The sequence below is a fragment of the Candidatus Zixiibacteriota bacterium genome, assembly GCA_040752815.1.
GTDB lineage: Bacteria > Zixibacteria > MSB-5A5 > GN15 > FEB-12 > JAGGTI01.
The window spans coordinates 1-21,967 of record JBFMGC010000004.1; the positions used below are offsets into that span (position 1 = coordinate 1).

Genomic DNA, 21,967 nt, shown 5'->3' on the forward strand with positions numbered 1-21,967 from the left:
GATTGAGGACCGTGTGGCCGACGATAAGACACGGTCACAGCACCTAGCGGAGCGAAAACAGGATATGGAGCGGCGGCTCAGCAATCTTGTCAGCCTTGTCGAGGAAGGCGACGTTTCTCGGACAATCAGCCGCCGAATAGTTGAACTTGAAGACGAATTGAGGACGGTTGCGGACAGTCTTTCCAGAGGCTCTCAATCAACCACTCGGCTGCCAGTTACTACAACTGACTTGGTTGCGTCTATGTTGTCCGACCTACGCGGGCTGCTCACCAAACCGATCGTCGATTCGGGACAACTGCGGCAGGCAATAAAGAACTTCTTCCCGGATAAACTAACCGTATCACAGGAAGAGGCTAACGATCGCGTTATATTCAAACTCAATGGGAACTTGCGCCCCTTCAATGGGCTGCTTACTCCCATATCCCTAATGTCACATAGCGGTGCAGGGACTCGAACCCCGGACACGCGGATTATGATTCCGCTGCTCTAACCAGCTGAGCTACACCGCCATTCTGACCAAAACTCCGAGGGCGCAAAATCTACTGATTTGCATTCACAAGTCAAGGACTAACGAGCCTAGCCCGTCCCCAGACGGATAACACGGAACAACACCGATGAGACGCGCTCGTTCAAATTCCTGGCGAAATGAGACAAAAAAGAGAGGCGGCCTGCCCTGGCCGCCTCTCTCAGTCGGTAAAGGAGTTCTCCCTCACAAAGAACTCCTCAACCCCATCTCTTAAATACCCTTCACCGCCATACTGCGTATATTTAAGAGTAACTAACTGCACTTAGAGTATAGTCAATTCTCATGCCAAGGGGACGACAGGCCCCGGGACACGGCCGCAAGCGCTTGGCAAACATTGACATATAAACTCCATGACATAATTGTGACCGCCTATGACACGACCGCTACGCGCAGTTACTGCGACGGCGCGGCTGTTTCGACGCGCTTAGAACCATTGATCCCTTGTCTGATATGGGGATAGCCGGCGCACTATCTGCGCGCAGCCTGCGCGCCGTGACCCGTTTTTGTGCGTGGGCGGAGCAGACAGACTCACAGAGAAAAGCCGACGCTGGGATGCGCCGGCTTTCGACAATCTATCGATACAGATTCTTAGGACCCGCTGGCCGAAACGGTCACGATGATCTTGCCGTCGGTCACCACAAACAATGAATCGCCGGTGTTGCCGCAGCTTGTGCCGTAGTAATCAAACCGACCGCTCTTCACGATCGCCTTGAACGCTGGCAGATTGCTGATGTGACCAAGGGATTCAGCATACGTGACTGTACGAGTAGCCCCTGCCGCTACCACCAAACCATCGATGACCTTAGTCTGACCCGCCGCTCCGGGAGTCGACGGCGGCGGTCCAGCTTGGTTGGCCTCACCCTCCGCAGCTACGAACCATGCGTTCAGTTCACAGGTTTCGAGGGAGGTGTTTTTGATCTTGAATTCGAATCCCACCGCATCGATATCGTCGATGTCATCTTTATGGTCTTCCCAATCGGAATTCCCACGCAGATCGACCGGGTACCAGTAAAAGCCGGTATTGGCCGTAAAGTCGAATTCGACATCCTCCACGATTACGAACGTCCCTGATACCAGGCAGCCGGCGACAACGAGGCCGACCAGAGTAATCGCGCTGACCAGCACGCTATTCTTGAGATACTTTTTCATGGTCATGCCTCCTTTCTATTGGCCACCGAAGCTAAAGTTGAGGCCGCCGACAACGTCGACCGCCTTTTTCGAGCCGCCTTCCTCCTGGGGAGCCACAATCAGCTTCCCGCGGAAGTCGAGCGCCAAACTCGGCGACAAGCCGATACCCAGACCAAGGCCGCCGGAAAATCCGAGTTTGGACTGGTCGTACCCGGTATCGTCGTTTTTCACCTTGTAGGATCCGAATCCGATCACGAAATACGGCGAGATACCGGTGATCCCCGGTGAGTTGCCCAGCGAGGCATCGATGCCGAACGCAGTCACTTTGGAGCCATCGATACCCAGGTCAACGCCCTCAATCGGGTCCGGCTCGCCCCACTTCACAAACGACACATACGGTTCCACTACGATGATGGATCCAAGACCAAGACGGCCCTTGAATCCATACTCGATTCCCTGACCCTGATCGTCCTGCACCAACGGAAAGCTGAGTCCGGCGAATGCGCCCACACCCAGTTTGGGGCCGTCCTGCGCCATAGCCGACGGCACCCCGGTCAGAATCAGGAGGCTGATCACTGCCACTAGTTTTCTCATGCGATATCCTCCTGCTCAGGAATGTTTTTATGCATTGATGGTGGCGAATGCAAAATACCTGTGTTTACGAGGAGTGTCAACAGATATACGGGGCCGTCGCGGGCGACGTTTGGGCAAAGTGGCCCACCCGCTGACCCCGGCGTCCCACCCGCCTGCGGGTGGGATGGGAAACGCCGTCGCGTTGGGTGCTGCCATTCGCAAGCAGATGTGGGCCCTCCGCGGCGGGCCAGGCGCCTACACCCCGCGCCGGGCGTTTGGACCCCCGCGGCCCCAGAGACAGTATGAAGGTGTCGAAACCGCACCGCACGCCTGCGGCGCACCGGGACAGATTTCGACCTGCAAGCTTTTGGGTAGGATCAAAACAACGCCTACGTGAAGAGAAACGCTATCGGGTTTTTCGCCTCAAAGGTCAATGTTCGAAACGCGTCCTGCGGGACCGTTCGGCCGAGTCGACCGACAATCCCGTCCAGCCACCCGCCCGCCGGAAAAAATCTCCGCCGTCGCGCAAAAACTTCTTGACATTCCCCCCGAACCGCATATAATGGGCCGCGTTAATTAAACAAAAAGGTAGTGTTTATTAAACCTCGCTTTTTCAGGATTGGATAGTGGAGCTCAAGCTCGGACAGAAAATCAAAACCCTGCGACTGGCCTCGGACCTGACTCAGACCGAACTGGCCGATCGCGCCAATCTGACCAAGGGATTTATCTCCCAGCTTGAGAATGACCAGTGTTCGATCTCGGTCGATTCGCTGGCCGACATTCTCGACGCGCTGGGTGTCAGCCTGCAGGAGTTCTTCAGCGACAAGGCCGAGCCGGAGGTGGTGTTTACGCCGGGCGATCGGGTTTCGGTCGAGGGAAAGGGGGCCAGCCGCTTTGAGGTTCTGGTGCCTGGGTCCACCAACAATGAGATGGATCCGATCCTGGTGGAACTCAAGCCGGGGGAACGTCTGGATGCATTTGACCCTCACCCCGGGGAGCAGTTCGGCTATGTGCTCAAGGGTGAGGCTACGTTGCGGCTGGGCAAGAAAGACTATCGGGTGCGGGCCAATCACTGCTTCTATTTCGAGGCCGACCAGCCCAGTCAGATAATGAACAAGAGCCGCTCGATGGTTCGTCTGCTGTGGGTCACGGCCCCGCCGCAGATGTAAGATCGAAGGAGAAACGGATATGAAAATTCTGGGACGTCACTTGATCGCCGAGTATGTCGATTGCACGCCGGGCCGGCTGAATGATGCCGCGTTTTTGGAACGCTGCCTGCTCGAGGCGGTCCGCCGCTCCGGGGCGACCATTGTCAACTCGGTCTTCCACCGTTATGCGCCACAGGGTGTCTCCGGCGTCGTGGTGATTGCCGAGTCGCATATGTCTATTCACACCTGGCCGGAGTACAACTATGCCGCGGTCGATTTCTTCACCTGCGGGCAGGCGGTCGACCCGTACCTGGCCAACGAGTACCTCAAGGAAATGCTCGGCAGTCCGAATGCCTGCGTGACTGAGATCAGCCGTGGGATACCGTCGAGCGCCAACGAAATCATCCAACACAAGCCGGCCGCGCTCAAGGCCGCAAAGACCGCCGCCGGCTAAAGGGAGGACACAGGTGACAAGTTCGTTTTCATTCAAGGAAATCGCCGAATCACAGGTGTTGCGGGGGGTGGACACCGGCCTGGTGCGCAGACTTTTCAAGCGGGGGCGGCTCGAATCCCCGCTCATGCTGCTCTCCCGCTCGGAGATCAGCCGCAACTACCGGGCTCTTGCCGAGGCGCTCCCCCGCGCCGAGATCCACTACGCGGTCAAATCGAATAATCATCCGGTTTTTCTTGACGAGCTCCACCGGGCCGGCAGCCGGTTCGAGGTCTGCTCCGGGCGTGAGATCGAGGTGGTGGTGCGCGCCGGCGCCGAGCCGTCGGCGCTGGTTCACTCGCACCCGGTCAAATCGCTGAGGGAATTCGACACGGCGGTGAGCGCGGGGGTGCGGACATTCGTGGTCGACAATATCGACGAAGTGCGCAAGCTGCGGCGCTTTCGGACCACCCGGCTGCGGATACTCATTCGCTTTCGGGTTGTCAACGCGGTCAAGGCGGTGGTCGATCTCCAGTACAAGTACGGGTGTACGGTCGACGAGGTCCTGCCGCTGGCCGAGGAAACCCGCAAGGCGGGGCATGACGTCTACGGCCTATGTTTTCATATCGGCTCGCAGTGCATACACGCCGAAAACTATGTGAACGCGATCAATGCCGCGGGTGACCTTATCAAGGCGCTGGAGCGGGCCGGTTTCGACATCCGCCTTCTGGACATCGGCGGCGGCTTTCCGGTCGCCTATGTCGAGCCGGTGCCGCCGATTGATCAGTTCTGCCGGCCGATCAACAAAGCGCTCGAAACCCAGATCCGCCCGGACATCAAAGTCATCTGTGAGCCGGGCCGATTCATCTCCGCCAGCCCGGTGACCTTAGTCTGTTGTGTGATCGGCAAGGCGGTCCGCGACGGCAAGATTTGGTACTATCTGGACGACGGCCTCTACTCCACCTTCTCGGGTATCGTCTATGACCATTGCCAGTACCCGGTGATTACGAATCGGTCCGGTGAGGGTCGTCTATCCGTGCTGGCCGGGCCGACTTGCGACTCGTTCGATGTCATGTACGACGGCCTGCTGATCCCGGAGCACAATATCGGCGACATGATTGTCTTCCCGCTGACGGGCGCCTACTGCGCTGTCTCCGGTTCCGATTTCAATTCGCTCAAACGTCCTGAATATGCGATAATCGACTGAGGCAGAGATATGGACACGAAACCCACCGCCGGAGAGAAGTACATCACCGAAGAAGGCATGGAGGACCTGTGGAATGTCTGGTACTCCGAGTTGCACAATCATACGTCGGGTCTGACCCTGAAGGTCAACCGGGTGGTGGAGTCGTGCCGGTCCGAGTTTCAGCGAATCGAAATTCTTGAAAACAACGATTTCGGCAAGATTCTCGTCCTCTACGGCTCGCTCATGGTCTGCGACCGGGACAACAACGCCTACAACGAAATGATCACCCACGTGCCGCTATTCTGTCATCCGTCCCCGAACGAAGTGCTGATTATCGGCGGCGGCGACTGCGGCGCGCTGACCGAAGTGCTGAAGCATCTCGAGGTCAAACGCTGCACGATGTGCGAGATTGACAGGATGGTGGTCGAGGTCTCGAAACGGCACTTCCCGCGTCTGACCGTGGGCCTGGAGGACCGCCGCGCCCGGGTGGTGTATCAGGATGGGAAGAAGTTTATTGAAGATACGTCTGAGAAATTCGATTTGATCCTGCTCGACCTGTCCGACCCGGTCGGCCCCGCCGCCGATCTGTTTCAGAAATCCTTCCACCAGAGCGTGTTCGACCGCCTGAACAACAACGGCATTATGGTGGCGCAGTCCGAATCGCCGTATTACAATCAGGAGACGGTACGGGCGATGTACCGAAACTTGCGGGAGATTTTCCCCCTTGTGCGTATGTACACCTGCTTCATGCCGATCTACCCGTCCGCCTTCTGGTCTTTTGCGTTCTGCAGCAAGGGGATTGATCCGGTAAGAGATTTCGACCAGGCCCGGTACGATAAGACCAAGCCCTCGACTCGCTACTACAACGCCGAGATCCATCGCGCCGCATTCAGCCTGCCTCAGTTTGTGAGGGAATTGGTGGGTTAGGTCGTGAAGCCGGTTTGTATCGTTCAGAACTGGGCAGCGGAATCGGCCGGCAATCTGGCCGACTATCTCGCCGAGCAGAAGATCCCCTACAACGTTGTCCGCACCTATGCGGGCGAGGCGCTGCCTGAGGTTGCCTCACTCGAAGCCGCTATCGTACTCGGCACGCCGCTCTCGGTGCGCGACTATTTGCGGTACGAGTATCTCATGCGGCTCTTCGCCTTTATGGCTTCCGCCGTGAAACACGATCTCCCCTTTCTGGGCGTCTGTTTTGGCGGACAGTTCCTGGCGCGGGTGCTGGGCGCCGAGGTTCGTCGCAACGAGGTGCGCGAAATCGGCCTCTACAAAGCGACCCTGACCGAGGAAGGCCGGCAGGACCCGCTCTTCGCCGGTATGCCGCCGGAATTGGAGGTCTTCCACTGGCACGGCGACACCTTTCAAATCCCATTCGGAGCTACTCTACTGGCCACAGGTAAAACCTGCCGGAACCAGGCCTTTCGCAAGGGGAAGGCGGTGGCGATCCAGTTCCATATCGAACCTCGCGCCGATGAGGTCCCGCTCTGGTGCGACGCATACCAATCGGAACTGACCGAAGAAGGCAAGACCAAGGAGCAGATCGTCTCCGAGTACACTGCCAAGGCCGAGCAGATGAAAGCCCTCAGCTACCGGCTGATGGGGAATTTTCTGGGGTAGACTTTTGACGGGCAGGGCTCCGCCCCTGCCGCTTTCGACTCGTAGGTCGGGATGCTCGTCATCCCGACGTCTTCGCGTGTGTCAGGACCCCGCCGCGGCGGACAGGCACGAGGGTCCCGACCTACGGTTGCGGCGGGCACGGAGGCCTGCCGGTCGTATCGAGGGAACTCTACGCACACACAAGAAAAAGCCCGGCTCGAAAATCGAACCGGGCTTTATGCTCAATGTGAGGCGGCAGATGAGGACATCTGCCGGCCACGAGAAACTAAACGAGTTTAGAACATCTCGTACAGCATCGAAACCTGGAAGTTCAGGTCATCAGCATCGTTGCTGCCGGAGATGAAGTTGAACCCGTCGAGGACGATCTCCGGATCCATATAGGTGTCAAGATACAGTCTGCCCCAGTGGAAACCGAGACCAAGGTAGGTGTCCGATGACGGCTCGTTGTAGGTCTGGTCGACCATGAAATCGGACTCGATCTTGAACGACGAGGACCAGAGGTAGGTGTAACCGCCGGCGCGGACATCCATCCAGTTGAACACTTCGCCTTCGAAGCCGAGCTTCAAGTACGGGAAGATGAAGTAACTCTCGGAGTGTTCACCAAGGAACTCAGGATCGATGTCGGTCCCGCCGGTGCTCTCACCCTTTACTTTCCAGTAGGAAAAGCCGAGATCTGCCACGGCCAACATATTGGCACCCGGGGTGTAGTTCATGCCGCAGCCGAGATCAAAGGCAGTCGAAGTCCATTCTACTTTGAAGTCATCGTCGGGCGTAGTGTCGGGCAGGTCGCCGAAGTTCTGGGCGCCCCGCTTGCCAATACCGAACGACGCATGAGGAACGAGCGTGACCTTCGGGTTACGCACCCAGAAATAACGGCCCGAAGCCATTAGATCGTAGTAGCCGCTCGGCTCATTGAACTTCTCACCTTCCGGATTTTCGTTGGTCCAGCCGCCGAACATGAAGCTCAGGCCGAGGTCCCACTTGCCGGTGGAGGCTTCGGTGAGACCAAAACCCAGCGTGTACTGATAGAACGACTGCTTGGCATCGGTGTTGACCGGCACATACTGGGTCGAATCATCTTCGGCCTTCCAGCTGGCCTTCACTGCCTGCGCGCTGAAACCGAAGTTCTGACCACCCAGCTTGCGGCCGTAGATGAGATGCAAGCGGCGCGGATATGAGTCGCTCAGCTCATTGACCGCAGCCGGGGCACGGTCCTCGTATCCAAAGTCGTACCACCACCACCAGGGGTAGTTGTATAGCCACTGATTCGGGAAAGTGCTGAAGGCCTGGCCGAACTGCGACAGATCACGACCGTCATAATCATGGGCACCGAATTCCGGGTAATAGGAGACGAAAGTTCCCAATACCCAGGGGTTCTCGTCATTGAATTGCCAGGTGATACCGGTTTGGTAGAAATTCGGACCCTGGCTGAATTCCCCCAGCAGCAAGTTCGGGTAATTGTTCACCCGGCCGGGATACATGAACATGTTAAAGTCATCCACCATGATCATCGAGTTCTGCCCCATAACCAGGGTGCGGGTTTCGGTGGCGAAAGCGCTCGCACTGACCAGCACTATCAGTCCCACGAAAGCAATTAGCGTTTTCTTCATACTGTATTCCTCATCTCTTGGGATGTTAGTTCTTCAAAACAATTGCGTGAAAAGCCCTCGTCAGAGCCAGGCCCTGTCGAGGTGACAGTGACAGCACCGTCAAGAACTTCACACCATAGGCAACCTCCCGGTGGCGGCAAAGCCGTCCACTCCTTGAACTTCCATGTCCACAGATACTCTTTGCATCTATATTCAGGTCTGATTAGCTGTCTAGCCCTTTAAGTTCGCCAAATCTGTGTTGGGGGCCAACAAGATGCAAGAAAAAAAATCGATTTTATCTGGCCCCTATTCGCCCCTCGCCCACTCAGAGTAAGTCGCTGATAATCAACGGCTTACAATTCGCTCTTCACGTCCTGCCAAACCGCCTCCATTTGCTCCAGGGTGTACTCCTCAAACCGTCGCCCACCCTCGGTGAGCCGCTTTTCCATCACCTCGAACCGTCGGCGAAACTTGCTAAGAGCATCGCGGAGAGCCACCTCCGGGTCGATTCCCTCCAATCGCGCCACCGAGGACATGGCAAAAAGCAGATCGCCGATCTCATTCTTGAGGTGTTCCCGCCTGTCGGGTCGGGTCGAGGCCGCCTCACGCCGAACTTCAGCGACCTCCTCCGCAACTTTGTCAAGTGCATCGCTGGAGGACTTCCAGTCGAACCCGACTCCGGCGGCCTTTTCGCCAATTCGAAAAGCCATGGTCAACGCCGGCATAGTCTTAGGCAAACCTGCCAGAACGCTCTCCTTCTCGCCCGAACTGGTCTTGATCTTCTCCCATTGATCCCGAACCGCTGACGGTCGCAGGTCGCGCCGTTCGCCGAAGACGTGGGGGTGGCGGTTCAGGAGTTTCTGTATAATCGTGTCAAGCGTGTCGTCTATGGTGAAGTGCCCGGCTTCGGCGGCTAACTGGGAATGGAAGACGACTTGAAGCATTAGGTCCCCCAACTCCTCTTTGAGGGCCGGGGAATCGCCGGCCTCCACCGCCTCGACTACCTCGTAGGCTTCCTCGATCAGGTATGGCAGGAGCGATTGGTGGGTCTGCGTCCGGTCCCAGTTGCAACCGTCGGGCGAGCGGAGAATCGCCATCAGCCTGACCAGGCGTTCAAAGGGAGTGAGCGAGGGGTCGAGCACTTGTGCTTTGAGATCGGCCATAGCTGTCGATAATATCCTGTACTAAATGTTTGACCGGCTTTCTGTTGCCGAGGTTTCGGTGCTTGACAACTTAAGGCTGCCCAGATTAAATGGAAAGCTTTAGTCGGGCGCAAAGTGCCACTCTGTGCCGGTCCCGGCGGAAACTGAGACCAAATGAAGACAGTAACTGACAACGGCGAAAAGAAATCAACCGCCTACTCGGCGGCTGAGATCGAGAATAGGATTTATCAGCATTGGGTGGAGGCGCGCTTTTTCCACGGCTCCTCGGAGTCAAAGAAGAAGCCGTATTCTATTGTGATTCCACCCCCCAATGTCACCGATGTCCTCCACCTCGGCCACGCCCTGAACAACACCATTCAGGACATCCTGATACGCAAACATCGGATGGAGGGGTTTGAGAGCGAGTGGCTGCCGGGCACCGACCACGCCGGTATAGCAACCCAGGTGATTGTCGAAAAGCAACTGGCCAAAGAGGGTACGACCCGCCGCGAAATCGGGCGCGAGAAGTTTGTCGAGCGCACCCGCGCTTGGGCCTATCGCAATAAGGACATTATCCTCAGCCAGTTGCGGCGGATTGGCTGCAGCTGCGACTGGGAGCGCACCCGGTTCACCCTCGACGAAAACCTTTCGCGCGCCGTCAGCGAGGTCTTCATCCACCTCTACAACAAAGGCCTGATCTACCGCGGCCACCGTATCGTGAACTGGTGCCCGTCGTGCCGGACGTCGCTGTCCGACGACGAGGTCGAACACGAGACCTTCAAAAGCCACCTCTGGTACGTGCGATACAAAATCAAAGGCTCGGACGAGTACCTGACCGTTGCTACGACCCGCCCGGAGACAATGCTGGGCGATACGGCGCTGGCAGTGTCACCAAAAGACAGCCGTTACAAAAAGCTGGTCGGCCGCACCGTTATTCTCCCTATCCTCGAGCGGGAGATACCGATTGTCAGCGACAGTTATGTTGACCCAGAGTTCGGCACCGGGGTAGTCAAAGTGACCCCCGCTCACGACCCTAACGACTTCGAAATCGGCAAGCGACACGATCTGCCGGAGATCAATATCCTAAACACCGACGGCACCCTCAACGAGAACGCGGGCAAGTACAAAGGGTTGGACCGTTACGAAGGCCGCAAGGCGCTAGTGACCGATCTCGAAGCCAAGGGGCTGCTGGAAAAGACTGAGGATTACGAGCTCTCGGCCGGGACCTGCTATCGCTGCCATTCGGTGGTGGAGCCGTATCTCTCGCTGCAGTGGTTTGTCAAGATGCGCGAGCTGGCCAGCCCGGCTGTGGAAGTACTCAAGAAGGGCGAACTCCGCTTCCACCCCGACTACTGGGCCAAGACTTATCTCCACTGGATGGAGAATATTCGCGATTGGTGCATCTCCCGGCAACTCTGGTGGGGGCATCGCATCCCGGTCTGGTACGCCGAGGACGGCACCGCGTTTGTCTCAGTGGATCGACCCGCGGCCGAACAATGCCCCGGCTATGACCCGGCTACTCTGGTCCAAGACGAAGATGTTCTCGATACCTGGTTTTCGTCGTGGCTCTGGCCGTTTTCTACGTTCGGCTGGCCCGATAAAACACCGGAACTGAGAAAATTCTATCCCACCCGCGTTCTCGTTACCGCCTCGGAAATCATCTTCCTCTGGGTGGCGCGGATGGTCATGGCCGGTTTCGAGTTCATGGGCAAGTGCCCGTTCAGCGATGTCTATATTCACGGGACGGTGCGCGACGCCAACGGGATCAAGATGTCGAAGTCGCTCGGTAACGGAATTGACCCGGTGGAGATTATTGATAAGTACGGCGCGGACTCTCTTCGCATATCGCTGGTGCTGGCCACGCCCGACGGCCAGGACCCGTGGATCAGCCGCAATACTTTCGAGGGCGGTCGCAACTTTGTCAACAAGCTCTACCAGGTATCGCGTTTTGTCATGCTTCGCCTCGAGGGTCGGTCCCCGGTGTTAGACAAGCTCGATGAATCCGACCTGGTCATTTTCGACCGCTGGATCCTCTCGCGGCTGGAGCGGACGATTGCGTCGGTGGAGCGATCCTTCGACGAATTCCGCCTCTCCAGCGCCGCCAAGACGCTGTACAACTTCGTCTGGGAGGACTACTGCTCCTGGTATGTCGAGCTGATTAAGCCGGATCGCCCGGGTGAGCCGATCCGCGAAAACTCGCTGAACGTAGCCACCTATGTTCTGGCCCGCATTCTGCGGCTGCTGCACCCGTTTATACCGTTTGTCACTGAGGAAATTTACGGTCAATTGGTGGCTTCCGCCGGCAGGAGCGAGCGCGACGCTACGCTAGTGTTCGGCCCGTGGCCGAGCTCCGACGGCAGGCATGTCGACGATCGTCTCGAGGAAAGCCTGAAGCAGATTCAGGAGGTGGTTGTGGCGGTTCGCTCGACCCGATCGGAGTTGAACGTGCCGCCGGGCAAGCGGTCGGATTTGTATGTTCGCGTGAACAACGAATCCTTCGCTCGACTACTTGAGGATCACATACAGTACTTTCGCTCGCTCGCCCGGGTCGAGAATCTGCATTGTGGAACCACGGTCAAAAAGCCTCCGCTCTCAGCCTCAGCGGTTATCTCAGGAGCGGAGATCTTCATCCCGCTGGAAGGACTGATCGATATCGAGGTGGAGAAGACACGCTTGAGCAAGGAACTGACCAATTTGAAGGACCAACAGGTCAAGGTCGCCAAGAAGCTCGCGAACCCCGATTTCCTGGCCAACGCGCCGGCCGAGGTTATCGACCGCGAGAAGCTCAAGAAACGCGACTACGAAGAGCGTATCGAGCGGATCAATAAGAATCTTGAGCAGATTCTGGGGTGGTAATTCGGGCCACAAGCCGGTGGAAGCGCGCGTTTTGCAGAACCACAATTGTCGCTCGCTGACGCTTGCTCCGCTCAGGTTCTCCCCTACGATTAGCTTCTGGTACTGCCCGACGCTCCGACCGCCAGACAGGGCATCCCGCAGAAATGAAAACCGTCCGGGGGGAACCGGACGGTTTCGTTGAGAAGAGGTATATCAAAAAGAGAAGGGGTTAGTTTTGACTTTTCTTTACCATATCTTCAAGGAAGCCTTGCATAGTCCGGGCGCCGGCGGTGTCGGGATACGACGCGATTTCGACCGGGATCGCTCGATCGGCCTGGTCACCGTAGCGAGCCTTGAGACTGCCCTTGACGATCTCAGTTAGCCGCCTGGCGGCGATTTCCGCCCCCTGGCGAGGGGTTTCCGGCTGCAACACAGCCAAACAATGGCCCATCAGAAGGTCGACGTGATCACACGCCCTGACTGCCGCCTTAACTCGGCTGGTCACGTCCTCAAGGACCTCCGCGGCTTGATCGGCGGCGATTTCTCGGGCCGGCCCCAGGTCAATAATCGTAAGGGAGACAAATACTCGGTACCGCTCAGCGCGATTGAGTTCAACCGCCACTTTGTCCGCGAACGTCCCGGGACACCGCGTATCGATGGTGGTTCTCGGTGCTTCCATAATCGTTGCTCCACCAAACGGGGCCGTCGTCTGGCATACCTACCTATCTGGTTAGTGTGAGCAATAATCGTTCCAGTTACCTAATAAGGAGATACGCGGGAAAACGTTTCCGACCTGAGATCTCGCCCGACGCTTTAGCCGCACTAACTGCTTGTCATGCACGTAGAGGACACTGTGGACAACATCATGATCTGGTCGTGACATCCACATGACACCTCGACATGTGCAGAGGGGTGCTCAAAACTTGCACAGGGGGACATGATGGTATGTATGGGAGTTTTCTGATTGTGCCGCTGGGCGACCCTGCCCGGCGGAATGTGCGCCATCCCACTCTCAAGCGCGTGGGCCACCGAAGATGGCCCTAAGATGTCGAGTTGAGATTATAGTCTTTGATCTTGTAGAGCAGGGACCGGTAGCTTATGTCCAGGAGTTCGGCCGCCTTGCGGCGGTTCCAGTTGGTCTTGGTCAGGACCTCGGCAATAAGTCGTTTCTCTTCGGCAGCGACCTTTCTGCCGACTCTCCCTTTCAGAGAATAACCGACTTCAGCCTCACCCTCTGCCGGTATGGGCGCGATCACCGGTTCCGAGGGCGGCCGGGGATCCTCGGGGCGTGCCATGTGCGCGGCAGCGGCGATAAGCTCCGTGATTATCTGCTCGTCGGAGCGCACCACCACCTGCTTGACCATATTCTCGAGCTGGCGGACGTTGCCGGGCCAGTGGAAGGCCATCAGCCGGGCGACCGTTTCGGGCGTCAGTGCCTGGTACTCCTTGCTGTAGAGCTTGTTGTACTTGGCCAGGAAGTGAGTCAAGAGCAGCGGTATATCTTCTTTTCGATCCCGCAAGGGCGGCAGGAACAACGTGATTTCATTGAGGCGGTAAAACAGATCGTCACGAAATTCCCGGCTGGATATGGCATGCTCAAGATTGCGGTTAGTGGCGCAGATGATTCGGACATCCACCCGGATGTTGTTGATTCCGCCGACCCGCACGAACTCCTGCTGCTCGAGTACTTGAAGCAGTTTTGACTGCAGTTCCAGCGGCATATCGCCGATTTCGTCGAGGAATATGGTCCCCTTGTTAGCTGATTCAAACCGACCCTGCTTGGTTTTGTGCGCGCCCGTAAAGGCGCCTTTCTCGTACCCGAAAAGCTCCGCCTCAAGTAAGTCACGGGGAATGGCGGCACAGTTCACTTTGACAAACGGCTGATCCCGACGCGAGGACAACTGGTGCAGAGAACGAGCCACGATCTCCTTACCGGTACCGGACTCACCTCGTATAAGCACAGTCAACTCCGAGTCGGCCACCTGATCGATTATTCCCTTCACGCGGGCCATCGGTTCGGAATCGCCGACAAATGTTGAGTAGTCGCTGCGCGCTTCCAGCTCTTTCTTCAGAGCGGAAACCTCCTCCCGAAGTTTCACCCGCTCCATCACACCGTTCAGGTGAATCTCCACTTCACGGACGTCGAACGGCTTGTCGATAAACTCGGCCGCCCCAAGCCGCATGGAGTCGACCACATACTTGGTGCCTCCATGACCGGAGATCATAACTACCTCGGGCCGGTTCTCCATCTTGTTCAGCTTCTCCAGGACCTCCAGGCCGGTCATGCCGGGCATCTTGATATCCAGCAGAATCAGGTCCGGTTTCTCCGTGGAGACCATTTGAATGCCCTGGATTCCGTCGGTAGCCGACACAAACTCGAAACTCGTAGACAGCCCTTCGGAAAGAATCCAGGCGATCTTGGGATCGTCGTCGATAACCAGCACTTTGATCTTGGCTTTTTCGCGAGGCATAGTTGTCGCCCTCTCGAAGTTACTTATCGGCAACAAATCCTGCAATTTAAGTCAGAATCTACCGCCGTTGCCGAAAAGTCGCAATAACCTGCAATAGAATCAAGGTTTATATGGGAAATACACAGAGACCGTGGTCCCCTTGCCTTCGACGGAGCTCAGATGCAGCGTGCCGCTGTGTGCGGAGATGACCCGCTCCACCACGGCCAGTCCGAGGCCGGTACCAGTCTCTTTAGTTGTGAAGTAGCGATCAAACACTCGGGACAAGTGCTCTTTCTTGATACCACAGCCGGTGTCCGAGACGTGGATGCCGAGGTAGTCTTCATGGCGGTGGGGGGGTCGCTCGATCCGTCCGGTCACAGTCAACTTGCCGCCGTCGCGCATGGCGTCAACCGCGTTAATGAACAGGTTGAGAAAGACCTCCATCACCTGGTTCTTATTGGCGATGATCTCCCAGTTGCCATCGGAAAAATCGGTTGAGTACTCAATCCGATTCTTCCTCAGGTCAGGCCCGACAAGCTCGGAGGCTCGCTGAACTATATGGCGCAGGTCGAGCTTGGCGGTTTCATAACGATTGGGATTGGAAAAATTGACCAGTTCCTTGACAAGGTCGTTCATGCGGTGGATTTCTTCCTCCGCCATCTTGAAGAAATCCGACTTCTCGGTGATATCCGGCCAGCGCTGGCGGAGTATCTGCAGCTCGCCTTTGATAGTCGTGAGAGGGCGCCGCAGATCGTGCGAAATCTCAGAGATCATGTTCCCCATGGTCATGAGGCGGGTGGCGTTGAGCAGCGCTTTTTCCTTTTCGAACAGCACGGATGCCTGTGAAATGACCAACTGGGCTAGCGTGAAATCCTCCGGTGAATAAGCGCGTTCGTCGTCGGCACCGAGATAGAACACGAATGCCAGCTCGCCTGAACGCAAGATGGGAACCGCCATATAGGCGTGGGCCGGCTGGGGAAAATGTTTGTTGCCCCGGATCCGGTCTCCGACGAGTTGACTCAGCGCGGCTATATCTTCGAGATTCACTTGATCGGGATTGAGCCCGGTGATGAGGACCGCCTCGCGACTTACTCTCGAGAGATCGATCTTGCCGCTTTCGGTGAGCGGTATATCGGTCTTTCCCAGGGCGCCGGCCGGTATAAGCGCCCGGGCAGCGTTATCCCAGGCGAACCAGATCGCATAGTCGACTGGGAAAGCCCGGCGGAGCTTCTCGATCAACACCTGGCGAAAGTTTTCCCACGAATCGATCCCGGGCAGAGCGCGTGAGATCTGATGCAGCACTTCGTATTCTACCAACCGACGTCGGTTCTTTTCAAACTGGGAGGCGTCATCTACCGCCACAGCAGCTTGCGAGGCGAAATTGCTCAGCAGGCGGAGATCGTCACTCGTAAACACCTGGCCGCCGTTTTTATTGGCCATGTTTATGACCCCGAGCACGGTGTTCTTGATCCGCAGCGGCGCGCAGAGGAGCGACGCCGCGCCGTACCGTTCCCGGTTTATCCTCTGAAAACGACTGTCCTTCTCGACATCCTCGACAATAAGCGGCTCGCCGGACTTAGCAACGAATCCGGCGATAGAAGCCCCCAGGGGCAGCTTGGTCTTGCGGACGATGTCGTCGTGAAGGCCGATAGCCGCCTCAATGGTCAGGTATTGACCGGTTTCGTCCACCAGCATAATCGAGCCGACATTGGCCTCAGTCACAGTCGAGGCCAGGATGACGATCTGGCGCAGCAGGTCATTGAGGTTCGCCAGCGAACCTATCGACTTACCCGCCTCGTAGAGGGCGTTGAGTTCCCCCACACGCTGCTGGAGAATGAGATTGGAGAGGCGGAGTTCTTCCACCAATCGCAAGCGGGCGAGCTCGGACTCGCGACGCTCCAGGGCGCGGGTTACCGACAGCTCCAGGCGATCAAAATCGACCGGCTTGAGAAGGTAATCGTAAGCGCCCAGACTGATGGCCTCCAGCGCGCTGTCCATCGACGCGTACCCGGTCAGCAGGATGACCGGGATGCCCTCATCGACCTGCTTGACTATCTGGAGAATCTCCAGACCGTCGAGAACGGGCATTTTGATATCCGAGATGACGAGATCGACTTTCTGGTCACGGATCGCCTTGGCGGCATCGGGCGCCTGCTGAAAGGCGAGGACTTCGCGTCCGTCTCCCTGTAGCAGCGCCGAGAGTGACTCGCACAAACGGAGTTCGTCGTCGACTATGAATATCCGGGCAGCGGGTTTGGTCATGGCGTTACGGCTTGGCCACCAACGGAAGGTGTATATCGAAACAGCCCCCGTGGTCTGCATTCGTATAGATTATCGACCCCTTGTGGCTTTTGATGATACTCTGACAAATGGACAGTCCCAGGCCGGAGCCGTCATCACCCTTGGTCGTGAAGAACGGCTCGAAAATGCGCGGGATGACTTCCGGTGGGATGCCGGGGCCGGTGTCGGCGAAGCGAACGTGTGCCTCGTTGCCGCGGCGGTTGAGTTCCACCGTGAGTCGTCCATCCTGTTTCATGGCGTCGCGCGCATTCAAGATCAGGTTCAGAAAGACTTGTCGGAGGTGGTCGGCGCTCCCTTTCACAAACAGCGGCTCGGACGACAGTTTTCTCTGTATGTCGATTCGGGAAATCGAAAGCTGGCGCGAGGACAGCGCCAGGGTTCCGTCGAGAATCTCTCGGAGGTCCACGACGGCGAATTCGACCCGCGACGGCCGGTGAAACCGCCGCAGCTCCTCGACGATTCTGGCAATCCGATCGATCTCCTGGCTGACTACCTCGACATAGTGCTTCTGTTTGTCCGGCTCGCCGCCGGAACGCTGCAGCAGCAACAGGTAGTTCTTGATAATACCGAGCGGGTTGTTGACCTCATGGGCGATTTTGGCCGACATCTCGCCGAGCGTAGCCAGCCGCTCCGCCTGCATGAGCTGACTCTGCGCCTCCCAGAGTTGTTCATTGGCTGCCTTCTCCCCTTCATAGAGGCGGGCGTTTTCAATAGCGACAGAAATCTGGTTTCCCAGCGACGAAATAAACTCTATTTCGTCCTGTGTAAACGCCTTCTCGGCGATCTTGTCGGCCAGCAGAAACAGCCCGGCCAGGCGGGTTTTGTAAATGAGCGGGACCAACATACCGCCTTTGAAGAAGCCAAGCACCTCTCTCTCCCTCACCGTGGTTAGGTCAGGCGAGAGATCCACCACCGGTGTCGGTCGGTTCAGTCGACTGAGATACCGTATGAGCCGGGTGTCATCCTGGAAGCCGCTTCCGGCAGGCGGCATGGCTCCGGACCCCTTCGCTTTGGCCAGCCGGAACTCGCGGGAATCGGCGCTCTCTTTCAGAAAAAGGGCGGCCCGAAGCGCGCCCACCTGTCCCAGGCAGGTGAAGATGAACGACTCGAGAAGAGTTTTGTAATCCAGCACCGCGTTGAAATTGCGGCTGATTTCGAATATCGTGTAGAGATCGAAGATCTTGCGCTTGAGCTGACGATTGGTCCGCGATAACTCCTCCAAGCGGGCCTCTGCGGATTTCTCCGGTTCGGGCGGGCGCTTTTTGAGCGGCGAGGGGCGAGTTGCCCGTGGGATTGACGCGCTTCGCTTTCCCTTGAGATGGCTGTCCCTGGTTCGGGCCATTATTGTCTTCCGTATTTGCTCAGGTATTCGCCTACCAGATAATGCGAACCTATAATGGCTATGATATCACTTGGATCGGCATTCTCCAAGAGTCGATCATAGGCCATTTCGAAGCGGCTAAACCTCTTGACGGGCACTCCGTGCCAGTCAAGAGCGCTCACCAGTTCCCTGGTGTCGACACTTCGCCCCGTTTTGAGCGGAACGAGCCGGAAGCTGTCGGCGACCCTGGCCAGATGGTCGATCATCTCCTGATGGGCTTTCCGCTTCACGAAACCAGCGATGATCGATGCTTTTCGGCCGGGAAAGACCCGCTTGAAAGTGTCGACAAACGCTGCCGCCCCACCCGGATTGTGGCAGACATCGAGCACCACAACCGGCGATCGGGCGCCTTCCCGAACGATTTGGAACCGCCCGGCCCAAACGGTATGCTCCACGCCACGTTTGATCGCGCGGCCCGACAGCGATATTCCCTGCCGTCTCAAAACTTCGACCGCTTTCAATACAACCGCCGTGTTGCGCAACTGGTGCGGACCTCTGAGCGCGGGCGTCAGATTCTCGAACCGCGAATCATCCGAATGGAAGCTCAGCGTAAGCTGCTTCATATCCGCGGAGAAGTCACCGTGCCTGAGGGTCACTAGCTCCGAGCCGCGCTCACGGCAAGCGGCTGCTACTACGCGCCGTGCTTCCCGCGGCAGCAAGCCGATTACATTTGGGACGCCCGGTTTGATTATACCCGCCTTCTCGCCGGCGATCGCCTCGAGAGTCGGCCCCAGGATCTCGACGTGATCGTAGTTGATGTCGGTGATGATTGTCAGCGCCGGTTTGAGAACGTTAGTGGCATCGAGTCGTCCGCCAAGTCCGGTCTCGATGACGGCTACATCAACCGCCTGGCGGGCGAAATAGTCGAACGCCAGCGCCGTGACTAGTTCAAAGAAGGAGAGTTTTTTTTTACCAGCGCGGTGCGATGACTATCGACGTAGCGTGCTACCGCCTGCTTCTTAATCAGACTTCCGTCGACCCTTATCCGCTCGCGAAAGTCAACGAGATGCGGCGAGGTAAACAGCCCGGTTCGGTAACCGGCCCGGCGAAAGATCTCAGCCAGCATGGCTGAACATGAACCCTTGCCGTTGGTACCGGCCAGATGCACGGTCAGGTACTTACGCTGGGGGTTGCCACGTTCTTCGAGGTAATCCGTAATATTCTCCAGCCCGAGTTTCATGCCGAAGAACTCGCGCGAGAGAATGAACCGCTCGGCCTGCCGATAGGTGTGGCGTCTCACTTTCTCCACATGTACTCCAGCAGGCTGATAATCGTGGGGCGGAGGTCCTTGCGGTCAACTACCGCGTCGACAAAGCCCTTTTCCAGCTGAAACTCGGACGATTGAAACCCTTCGGGCAGATCCTGGCCGATCGTTTGCTTGATGACACGGGGGCCGGCAAATCCGAGGAGCGCTTTTGGTTCGGCGATGATGACATCACCTAGCGCGGCGAACGAGGCCATCACACCGCCGGTGGTCGGATTGGTCACCACCGAGATGAACGGAATCTGCCGGTCCGCCAGCACGGCCAGAAGCCCGGAGGTTTTGGCCATCTGCATCAGCGAGAGCACTCCCTCCTGCATGCGGGCTCCGCCGGAGCAGGAGACGATAATCAGCGGAAGCTGCCGTTCGATGGCCCGCTCAATCGCCCGGGCGACCTTCTCGCCGATCACCGAACCCATCGAGCCGCCGATATAGGCAAAGTCCATGATGGCGAACGAAACTGTCTTGCCGCCGATACTGCCGATCCCGGCGATCAGTCCTTCGGTCGGACCGGCCGCATGAGTGGCGGCCTTAATGCGCTCGGGATACGGCTTGGAATCGACAAACTCGAGCGGGTCGGCCGATTCAAGGTGGTTGTCATACTCATCGAGAGCGCCGTCGTCCAGGAGCAGCGCGATATATCGCCGGCAGGAAATGCGAAAATGAAAATTACAGGCGGGGCAGACCCAGAAGCCCTGCTCCAGTTTCTTGCTGTATATGATCTCGCCGCAGGATTCGCACTTATGCCACAACCCTTCCGGTATGTTGCGTTTTTCCTGGGCCTCCACCCCCGATTTATCTTTTCTAAACCACTCCATTTTTCACCGATCGCTGGCGGCCACGTTGATCCAGCGCATCATTATCAGGGCGTCCTCGACCGGGCTCCGGTAATAACGAACCCACCGATCGACAGTGCGAAAGGCAGAAGCCTCATAAAAGCAACGAGCTGCTTCGTTTGAGATTCTCACCTCAAGGTAAACCAGCTCGCATTCCCGATCCCGGGCGAGATCTAAGATATGGGCGAGAACCTGCTTGGCAATTGATTTTCTCCGGAGCGTCGGGTCCACGGCCAGGTTGGTAAGGTGAAGCTTATGGTTCTCAAGCTGATAGCAGGCATAGGCGACAATCTCGCCCTCGCGCTCGGCGACCAGCGCACCGGCCTCGGGGTCGTTTATGTGCTCCCTGAACGCTTCCAGCGGCCAGGGATCCGAGAAAGCGTTACTCTCCAGCGACATGACCCTTTTCAAATCGGCCTTGTGCATTGGCCTGATGACCAGCTCCATTTCAGACCTCCCCGCGGCGGCGATCAAACCTGATTTCCGCAATCGCCTTCTGATAATATACCGGTTCGAGCGCGGCCAGATCGGCGTGCTGCCTCGCCTGCAGTTTATTAAGACCGACTCGAAGCAAATCCATGGCGTCGTAGTTGAACCGACGGGCAGCCTGCTGGAGGTGATCCGACAAAAACGCCTCAGCGCCACATCCAACGGTATACACAACGTAATCCCCGATCTTCGCTGACAGTTCCGCCTCGGAGACTATCGTGACAATTGGCTCGGCGTTGTCCTCGTGTCCGTAAGTCCCGAGATACAATTCATCCTTGCGCGATGGAATCACCACATAGGTTGGTCTTTCTTCGTGACGCAGGCGCGCACCGACTAGTTCAAACATGGTGACTCCGACTATCGCAATCTCCCCCGCTACTGCTATGCCCTTGGCTGCGGCAAGACCAATTCTTAACCCGGTAAAGGATCCCGGCCCAAGCGAAACCACAATGCCCTGAAGTTCTCCGACGGCTACCCCTGACGACTGGAAGAGCTCATCGATCTTCTTCATGATAATCTGTCCGTGGGTGCGGGCCACTGATTCACTCGATTGCACCGACCTGTCTCCGTGATGGAGGAGGGCCAGGTTGAGCCGCATCGTGGCCGTATCGACCGCCAGAACGTTTTCGAAACTCATCGCATTCATGACTGCACCAGCGAAAAGCTGATTTGCCGCTGCTCCTCGTCAATGATCGAAAACTCGGCCAGATAGTAACGCGACGGCAGACGATAATCGGCCCGTTCGCCCCACTCTACTATGACAATCCCGTCGCGGCTGAGAAAGTCATCCCAGCCGATCTCGGTCAACTCCGAGACATCCCCCATCCGGTACAGATCAAGATGATAGATCGGCGGGTCACCGGGGTACTCGTTGACGAAAGTGTACGACGGTGAGGTGACGAGACGCTCATCTATGCCCCGCGCCGCAACCAGCGCCCGCACGAAAGTTGTTTTGCCTGAGCCGAGCTCTCCCCTAAGGATGATGACATCGCCGCTGTCAAACGACGCCGCCAGGCGTCTTCCCAGGGCGACAGTTTCATCCTCGGAATGCGAGATGACTTTGAGCACCTTCACG

The 21,967-nt window shown here is 57.3% G+C and carries 20 protein-coding genes and 1 tRNA gene; 6 read left to right on the forward strand and 15 right to left on the reverse strand.

All coding sequences use genetic code 11. The annotated features are described in order from the left end of the window. Positions 1-435: 435 nt before the first annotated feature. From AB1772_01925 to AB1772_01935, 3 genes are all read right to left on the reverse strand, one after another. A tRNA-Met gene (locus AB1772_01925) sits at positions 436-509 on the reverse strand. A 605-nt stretch (positions 510-1,114) separates the two neighbouring features. Beyond that, positions 1,115-1,675 (reverse strand): hypothetical protein, encoded by a 561-nt coding sequence (locus tag AB1772_01930; protein MEW5795097.1) that lies wholly within the window; start codon positions 1,673-1,675, stop codon positions 1,115-1,117. A 15-nt stretch (positions 1,676-1,690) separates the two neighbouring features. After that, positions 1,691-2,248, reverse strand: coding sequence for an outer membrane beta-barrel protein (locus tag AB1772_01935; GenBank protein MEW5795098.1), 558 nt, complete (start codon positions 2,246-2,248; stop codon positions 1,691-1,693). 605 nt (positions 2,249-2,853) lie between these two features. On the opposite strand from AB1772_01935, the gene AB1772_01940 reads away from it, so the two are divergent. From AB1772_01940 to AB1772_01960, 5 genes are read left to right on the forward strand one after another with little or no spacing between them, the layout of a single operon-like run. Continuing rightward, on the forward strand, positions 2,854-3,396 hold the full coding sequence (locus AB1772_01940; protein ID MEW5795099.1) for a cupin domain-containing protein: 543 nt from the start codon (positions 2,854-2,856) through the stop codon (positions 3,394-3,396). A 19-nt stretch (positions 3,397-3,415) separates the two neighbouring features. Continuing rightward, on the forward strand, positions 3,416-3,829 hold the full coding sequence (speD, locus tag AB1772_01945; GenBank protein MEW5795100.1) for an adenosylmethionine decarboxylase: 414 nt from the start codon (positions 3,416-3,418) through the stop codon (positions 3,827-3,829). Between the two features lie 13 nt (positions 3,830-3,842). Next, positions 3,843-5,012 carry a type III PLP-dependent enzyme gene (locus tag AB1772_01950; protein ID MEW5795101.1) on the forward strand — a complete coding sequence of 390 codons (1,170 nt, stop codon included), beginning with the start codon at positions 3,843-3,845 and terminating at the stop codon, positions 5,010-5,012. A gap of 9 nt (positions 5,013-5,021) precedes the next feature. Continuing rightward, complete coding sequence (gene speE / locus AB1772_01955; GenBank protein ID MEW5795102.1) at positions 5,022-5,918, forward strand: polyamine aminopropyltransferase; 897 nt, start codon at positions 5,022-5,024, stop codon at positions 5,916-5,918. A gap of 3 nt (positions 5,919-5,921) precedes the next feature. Then, the gene (locus AB1772_01960) at positions 5,922-6,608 is read left to right on the forward strand and encodes a type 1 glutamine amidotransferase (protein ID MEW5795103.1); all 687 of its coding nucleotides are present in this window, start codon (positions 5,922-5,924) and stop codon (positions 6,606-6,608) included. A 275-nt stretch (positions 6,609-6,883) separates the two neighbouring features. On the opposite strand, the gene AB1772_01965 is transcribed toward AB1772_01960, so the two are convergent. Together AB1772_01965 and mazG are read right to left on the reverse strand one after the other, a co-directional pair. After that, a complete protein-coding gene (locus AB1772_01965) occupies positions 6,884-8,218 on the reverse strand; it encodes a hypothetical protein (protein MEW5795104.1) in 1,335 nt (444 codons plus the stop codon). A 332-nt stretch (positions 8,219-8,550) separates the two neighbouring features. After that, the gene (gene mazG / locus AB1772_01970; GenBank protein ID MEW5795105.1) at positions 8,551-9,360 is read right to left on the reverse strand and encodes a nucleoside triphosphate pyrophosphohydrolase; all 810 of its coding nucleotides are present in this window, start codon (positions 9,358-9,360) and stop codon (positions 8,551-8,553) included. Positions 9,361-9,513: 153 nt separating this feature from the next. Between mazG and AB1772_01975 the strand changes: the two genes are divergently transcribed. Next, the gene (locus tag AB1772_01975; protein ID MEW5795106.1) at positions 9,514-12,195 is read left to right on the forward strand and encodes a valine--tRNA ligase; all 2,682 of its coding nucleotides are present in this window, start codon (positions 9,514-9,516) and stop codon (positions 12,193-12,195) included. Positions 12,196-12,403: 208 nt separating this feature from the next. On the opposite strand, the gene AB1772_01980 is transcribed toward AB1772_01975, so the two are convergent. The 10 genes from AB1772_01980 to tsaE form a co-directional block, all read right to left on the reverse strand. Then, positions 12,404-12,853 carry a hypothetical protein gene (locus AB1772_01980; protein ID MEW5795107.1) on the reverse strand — a complete coding sequence of 150 codons (450 nt, stop codon included), beginning with the start codon at positions 12,851-12,853 and terminating at the stop codon, positions 12,404-12,406. 361 nt (positions 12,854-13,214) lie between these two features. Beyond that, positions 13,215-14,645, reverse strand: coding sequence for a sigma-54 dependent transcriptional regulator (locus tag AB1772_01985; GenBank protein ID MEW5795108.1), 1,431 nt, complete (start codon positions 14,643-14,645; stop codon positions 13,215-13,217). Positions 14,646-14,744: 99 nt separating this feature from the next. After that, entirely contained in the window at positions 14,745-16,886 is a 2,142-nt protein-coding gene (locus AB1772_01990; protein ID MEW5795109.1) for a GAF domain-containing protein, read from the reverse strand. Between the two features lie 4 nt (positions 16,887-16,890). Next, the gene (locus tag AB1772_01995; GenBank protein MEW5795110.1) at positions 16,891-18,267 is read right to left on the reverse strand and encodes an ATP-binding protein; all 1,377 of its coding nucleotides are present in this window, start codon (positions 18,265-18,267) and stop codon (positions 16,891-16,893) included. Further along, positions 18,267-19,181, reverse strand: coding sequence for a Mur ligase family protein (locus AB1772_02000; protein ID MEW5795111.1), 915 nt, complete (start codon positions 19,179-19,181; stop codon positions 18,267-18,269). The genes AB1772_01995 and AB1772_02000 overlap by 1 nt, the downstream gene beginning before the upstream one ends. 8 nt (positions 19,182-19,189) lie before the next feature. Continuing rightward, entirely contained in the window at positions 19,190-19,555 is a 366-nt protein-coding gene (locus AB1772_02005; protein MEW5795112.1) for a hypothetical protein, read from the reverse strand. After that, the gene (accD, locus tag AB1772_02010) at positions 19,543-20,385 is read right to left on the reverse strand and encodes an acetyl-CoA carboxylase, carboxyltransferase subunit beta (GenBank protein MEW5795113.1); all 843 of its coding nucleotides are present in this window, start codon (positions 20,383-20,385) and stop codon (positions 19,543-19,545) included. Before accD ends, AB1772_02005 begins: the two co-directional genes overlap by 13 nt. A gap of 3 nt (positions 20,386-20,388) precedes the next feature. Next, positions 20,389-20,892: a ribosomal protein S18-alanine N-acetyltransferase gene (gene rimI / locus AB1772_02015; protein ID MEW5795114.1), complete on the reverse strand. Its 504-nt coding sequence runs from the start codon at positions 20,890-20,892 to the stop codon at positions 20,389-20,391. After that, positions 20,852-21,529, reverse strand: coding sequence for a tRNA (adenosine(37)-N6)-threonylcarbamoyltransferase complex dimerization subunit type 1 TsaB (gene tsaB / locus AB1772_02020; protein MEW5795115.1), 678 nt, complete (start codon positions 21,527-21,529; stop codon positions 20,852-20,854). The genes rimI and tsaB overlap by 41 nt, the downstream gene beginning before the upstream one ends. A 5-nt stretch (positions 21,530-21,534) precedes the next feature. Further along, complete coding sequence (gene tsaE / locus AB1772_02025; protein MEW5795116.1) at positions 21,535-21,966, reverse strand: tRNA (adenosine(37)-N6)-threonylcarbamoyltransferase complex ATPase subunit type 1 TsaE; 432 nt, start codon at positions 21,964-21,966, stop codon at positions 21,535-21,537. Between the last annotated feature and the right edge of the window lies 1 nt (position 21,967).

What these genes read in the sequence shown, in the direction of transcription:
- AB1772_01930 (MEW5795097.1), bottom strand. Translation starts at nt 1,675, where the DNA reads ATGAAAAAGTATCTCAAGAATAGCGTGCTGGTCAGCGCGATTACTCTG.
- AB1772_01935 (MEW5795098.1), bottom strand. Translation starts at nt 2,248, where the DNA reads ATGAGAAAACTAGTGGCAGTGATCAGCCTCCTGATTCTGACCGGGGTG.
- speD (MEW5795100.1), top strand. Translation starts at nt 3,416, where the DNA reads ATGAAAATTCTGGGACGTCACTTGATCGCCGAGTATGTCGATTGCACG.
- speE (MEW5795102.1), top strand. Translation starts at nt 5,022, where the DNA reads ATGGACACGAAACCCACCGCCGGAGAGAAGTACATCACCGAAGAAGGC.
- AB1772_01965 (MEW5795104.1), bottom strand. Translation starts at nt 8,218, where the DNA reads ATGAAGAAAACGCTAATTGCTTTCGTGGGACTGATAGTGCTGGTCAGT.
- mazG (MEW5795105.1), bottom strand. Translation starts at nt 9,360, where the DNA reads ATGGCCGATCTCAAAGCACAAGTGCTCGACCCCTCGCTCACTCCCTTT.
- AB1772_01975 (MEW5795106.1), top strand. Translation starts at nt 9,514, where the DNA reads ATGAAGACAGTAACTGACAACGGCGAAAAGAAATCAACCGCCTACTCG.
- AB1772_01980 (MEW5795107.1), bottom strand. Translation starts at nt 12,853, where the DNA reads ATGGAAGCACCGAGAACCACCATCGATACGCGGTGTCCCGGGACGTTC.
- AB1772_01985 (MEW5795108.1), bottom strand. Translation starts at nt 14,645, where the DNA reads ATGCCTCGCGAAAAAGCCAAGATCAAAGTGCTGGTTATCGACGACGAT.
- AB1772_01990 (MEW5795109.1), bottom strand. Translation starts at nt 16,886, where the DNA reads ATGACCAAACCCGCTGCCCGGATATTCATAGTCGACGACGAACTCCGT.
- AB1772_01995 (MEW5795110.1), bottom strand. Translation starts at nt 18,267, where the DNA reads ATGGCCCGAACCAGGGACAGCCATCTCAAGGGAAAGCGAAGCGCGTCA.
- accD (MEW5795113.1), bottom strand. Translation starts at nt 20,385, where the DNA reads ATGGAGTGGTTTAGAAAAGATAAATCGGGGGTGGAGGCCCAGGAAAAA.
- tsaB (MEW5795115.1), bottom strand. Translation starts at nt 21,529, where the DNA reads ATGAGTTTCGAAAACGTTCTGGCGGTCGATACGGCCACGATGCGGCTC.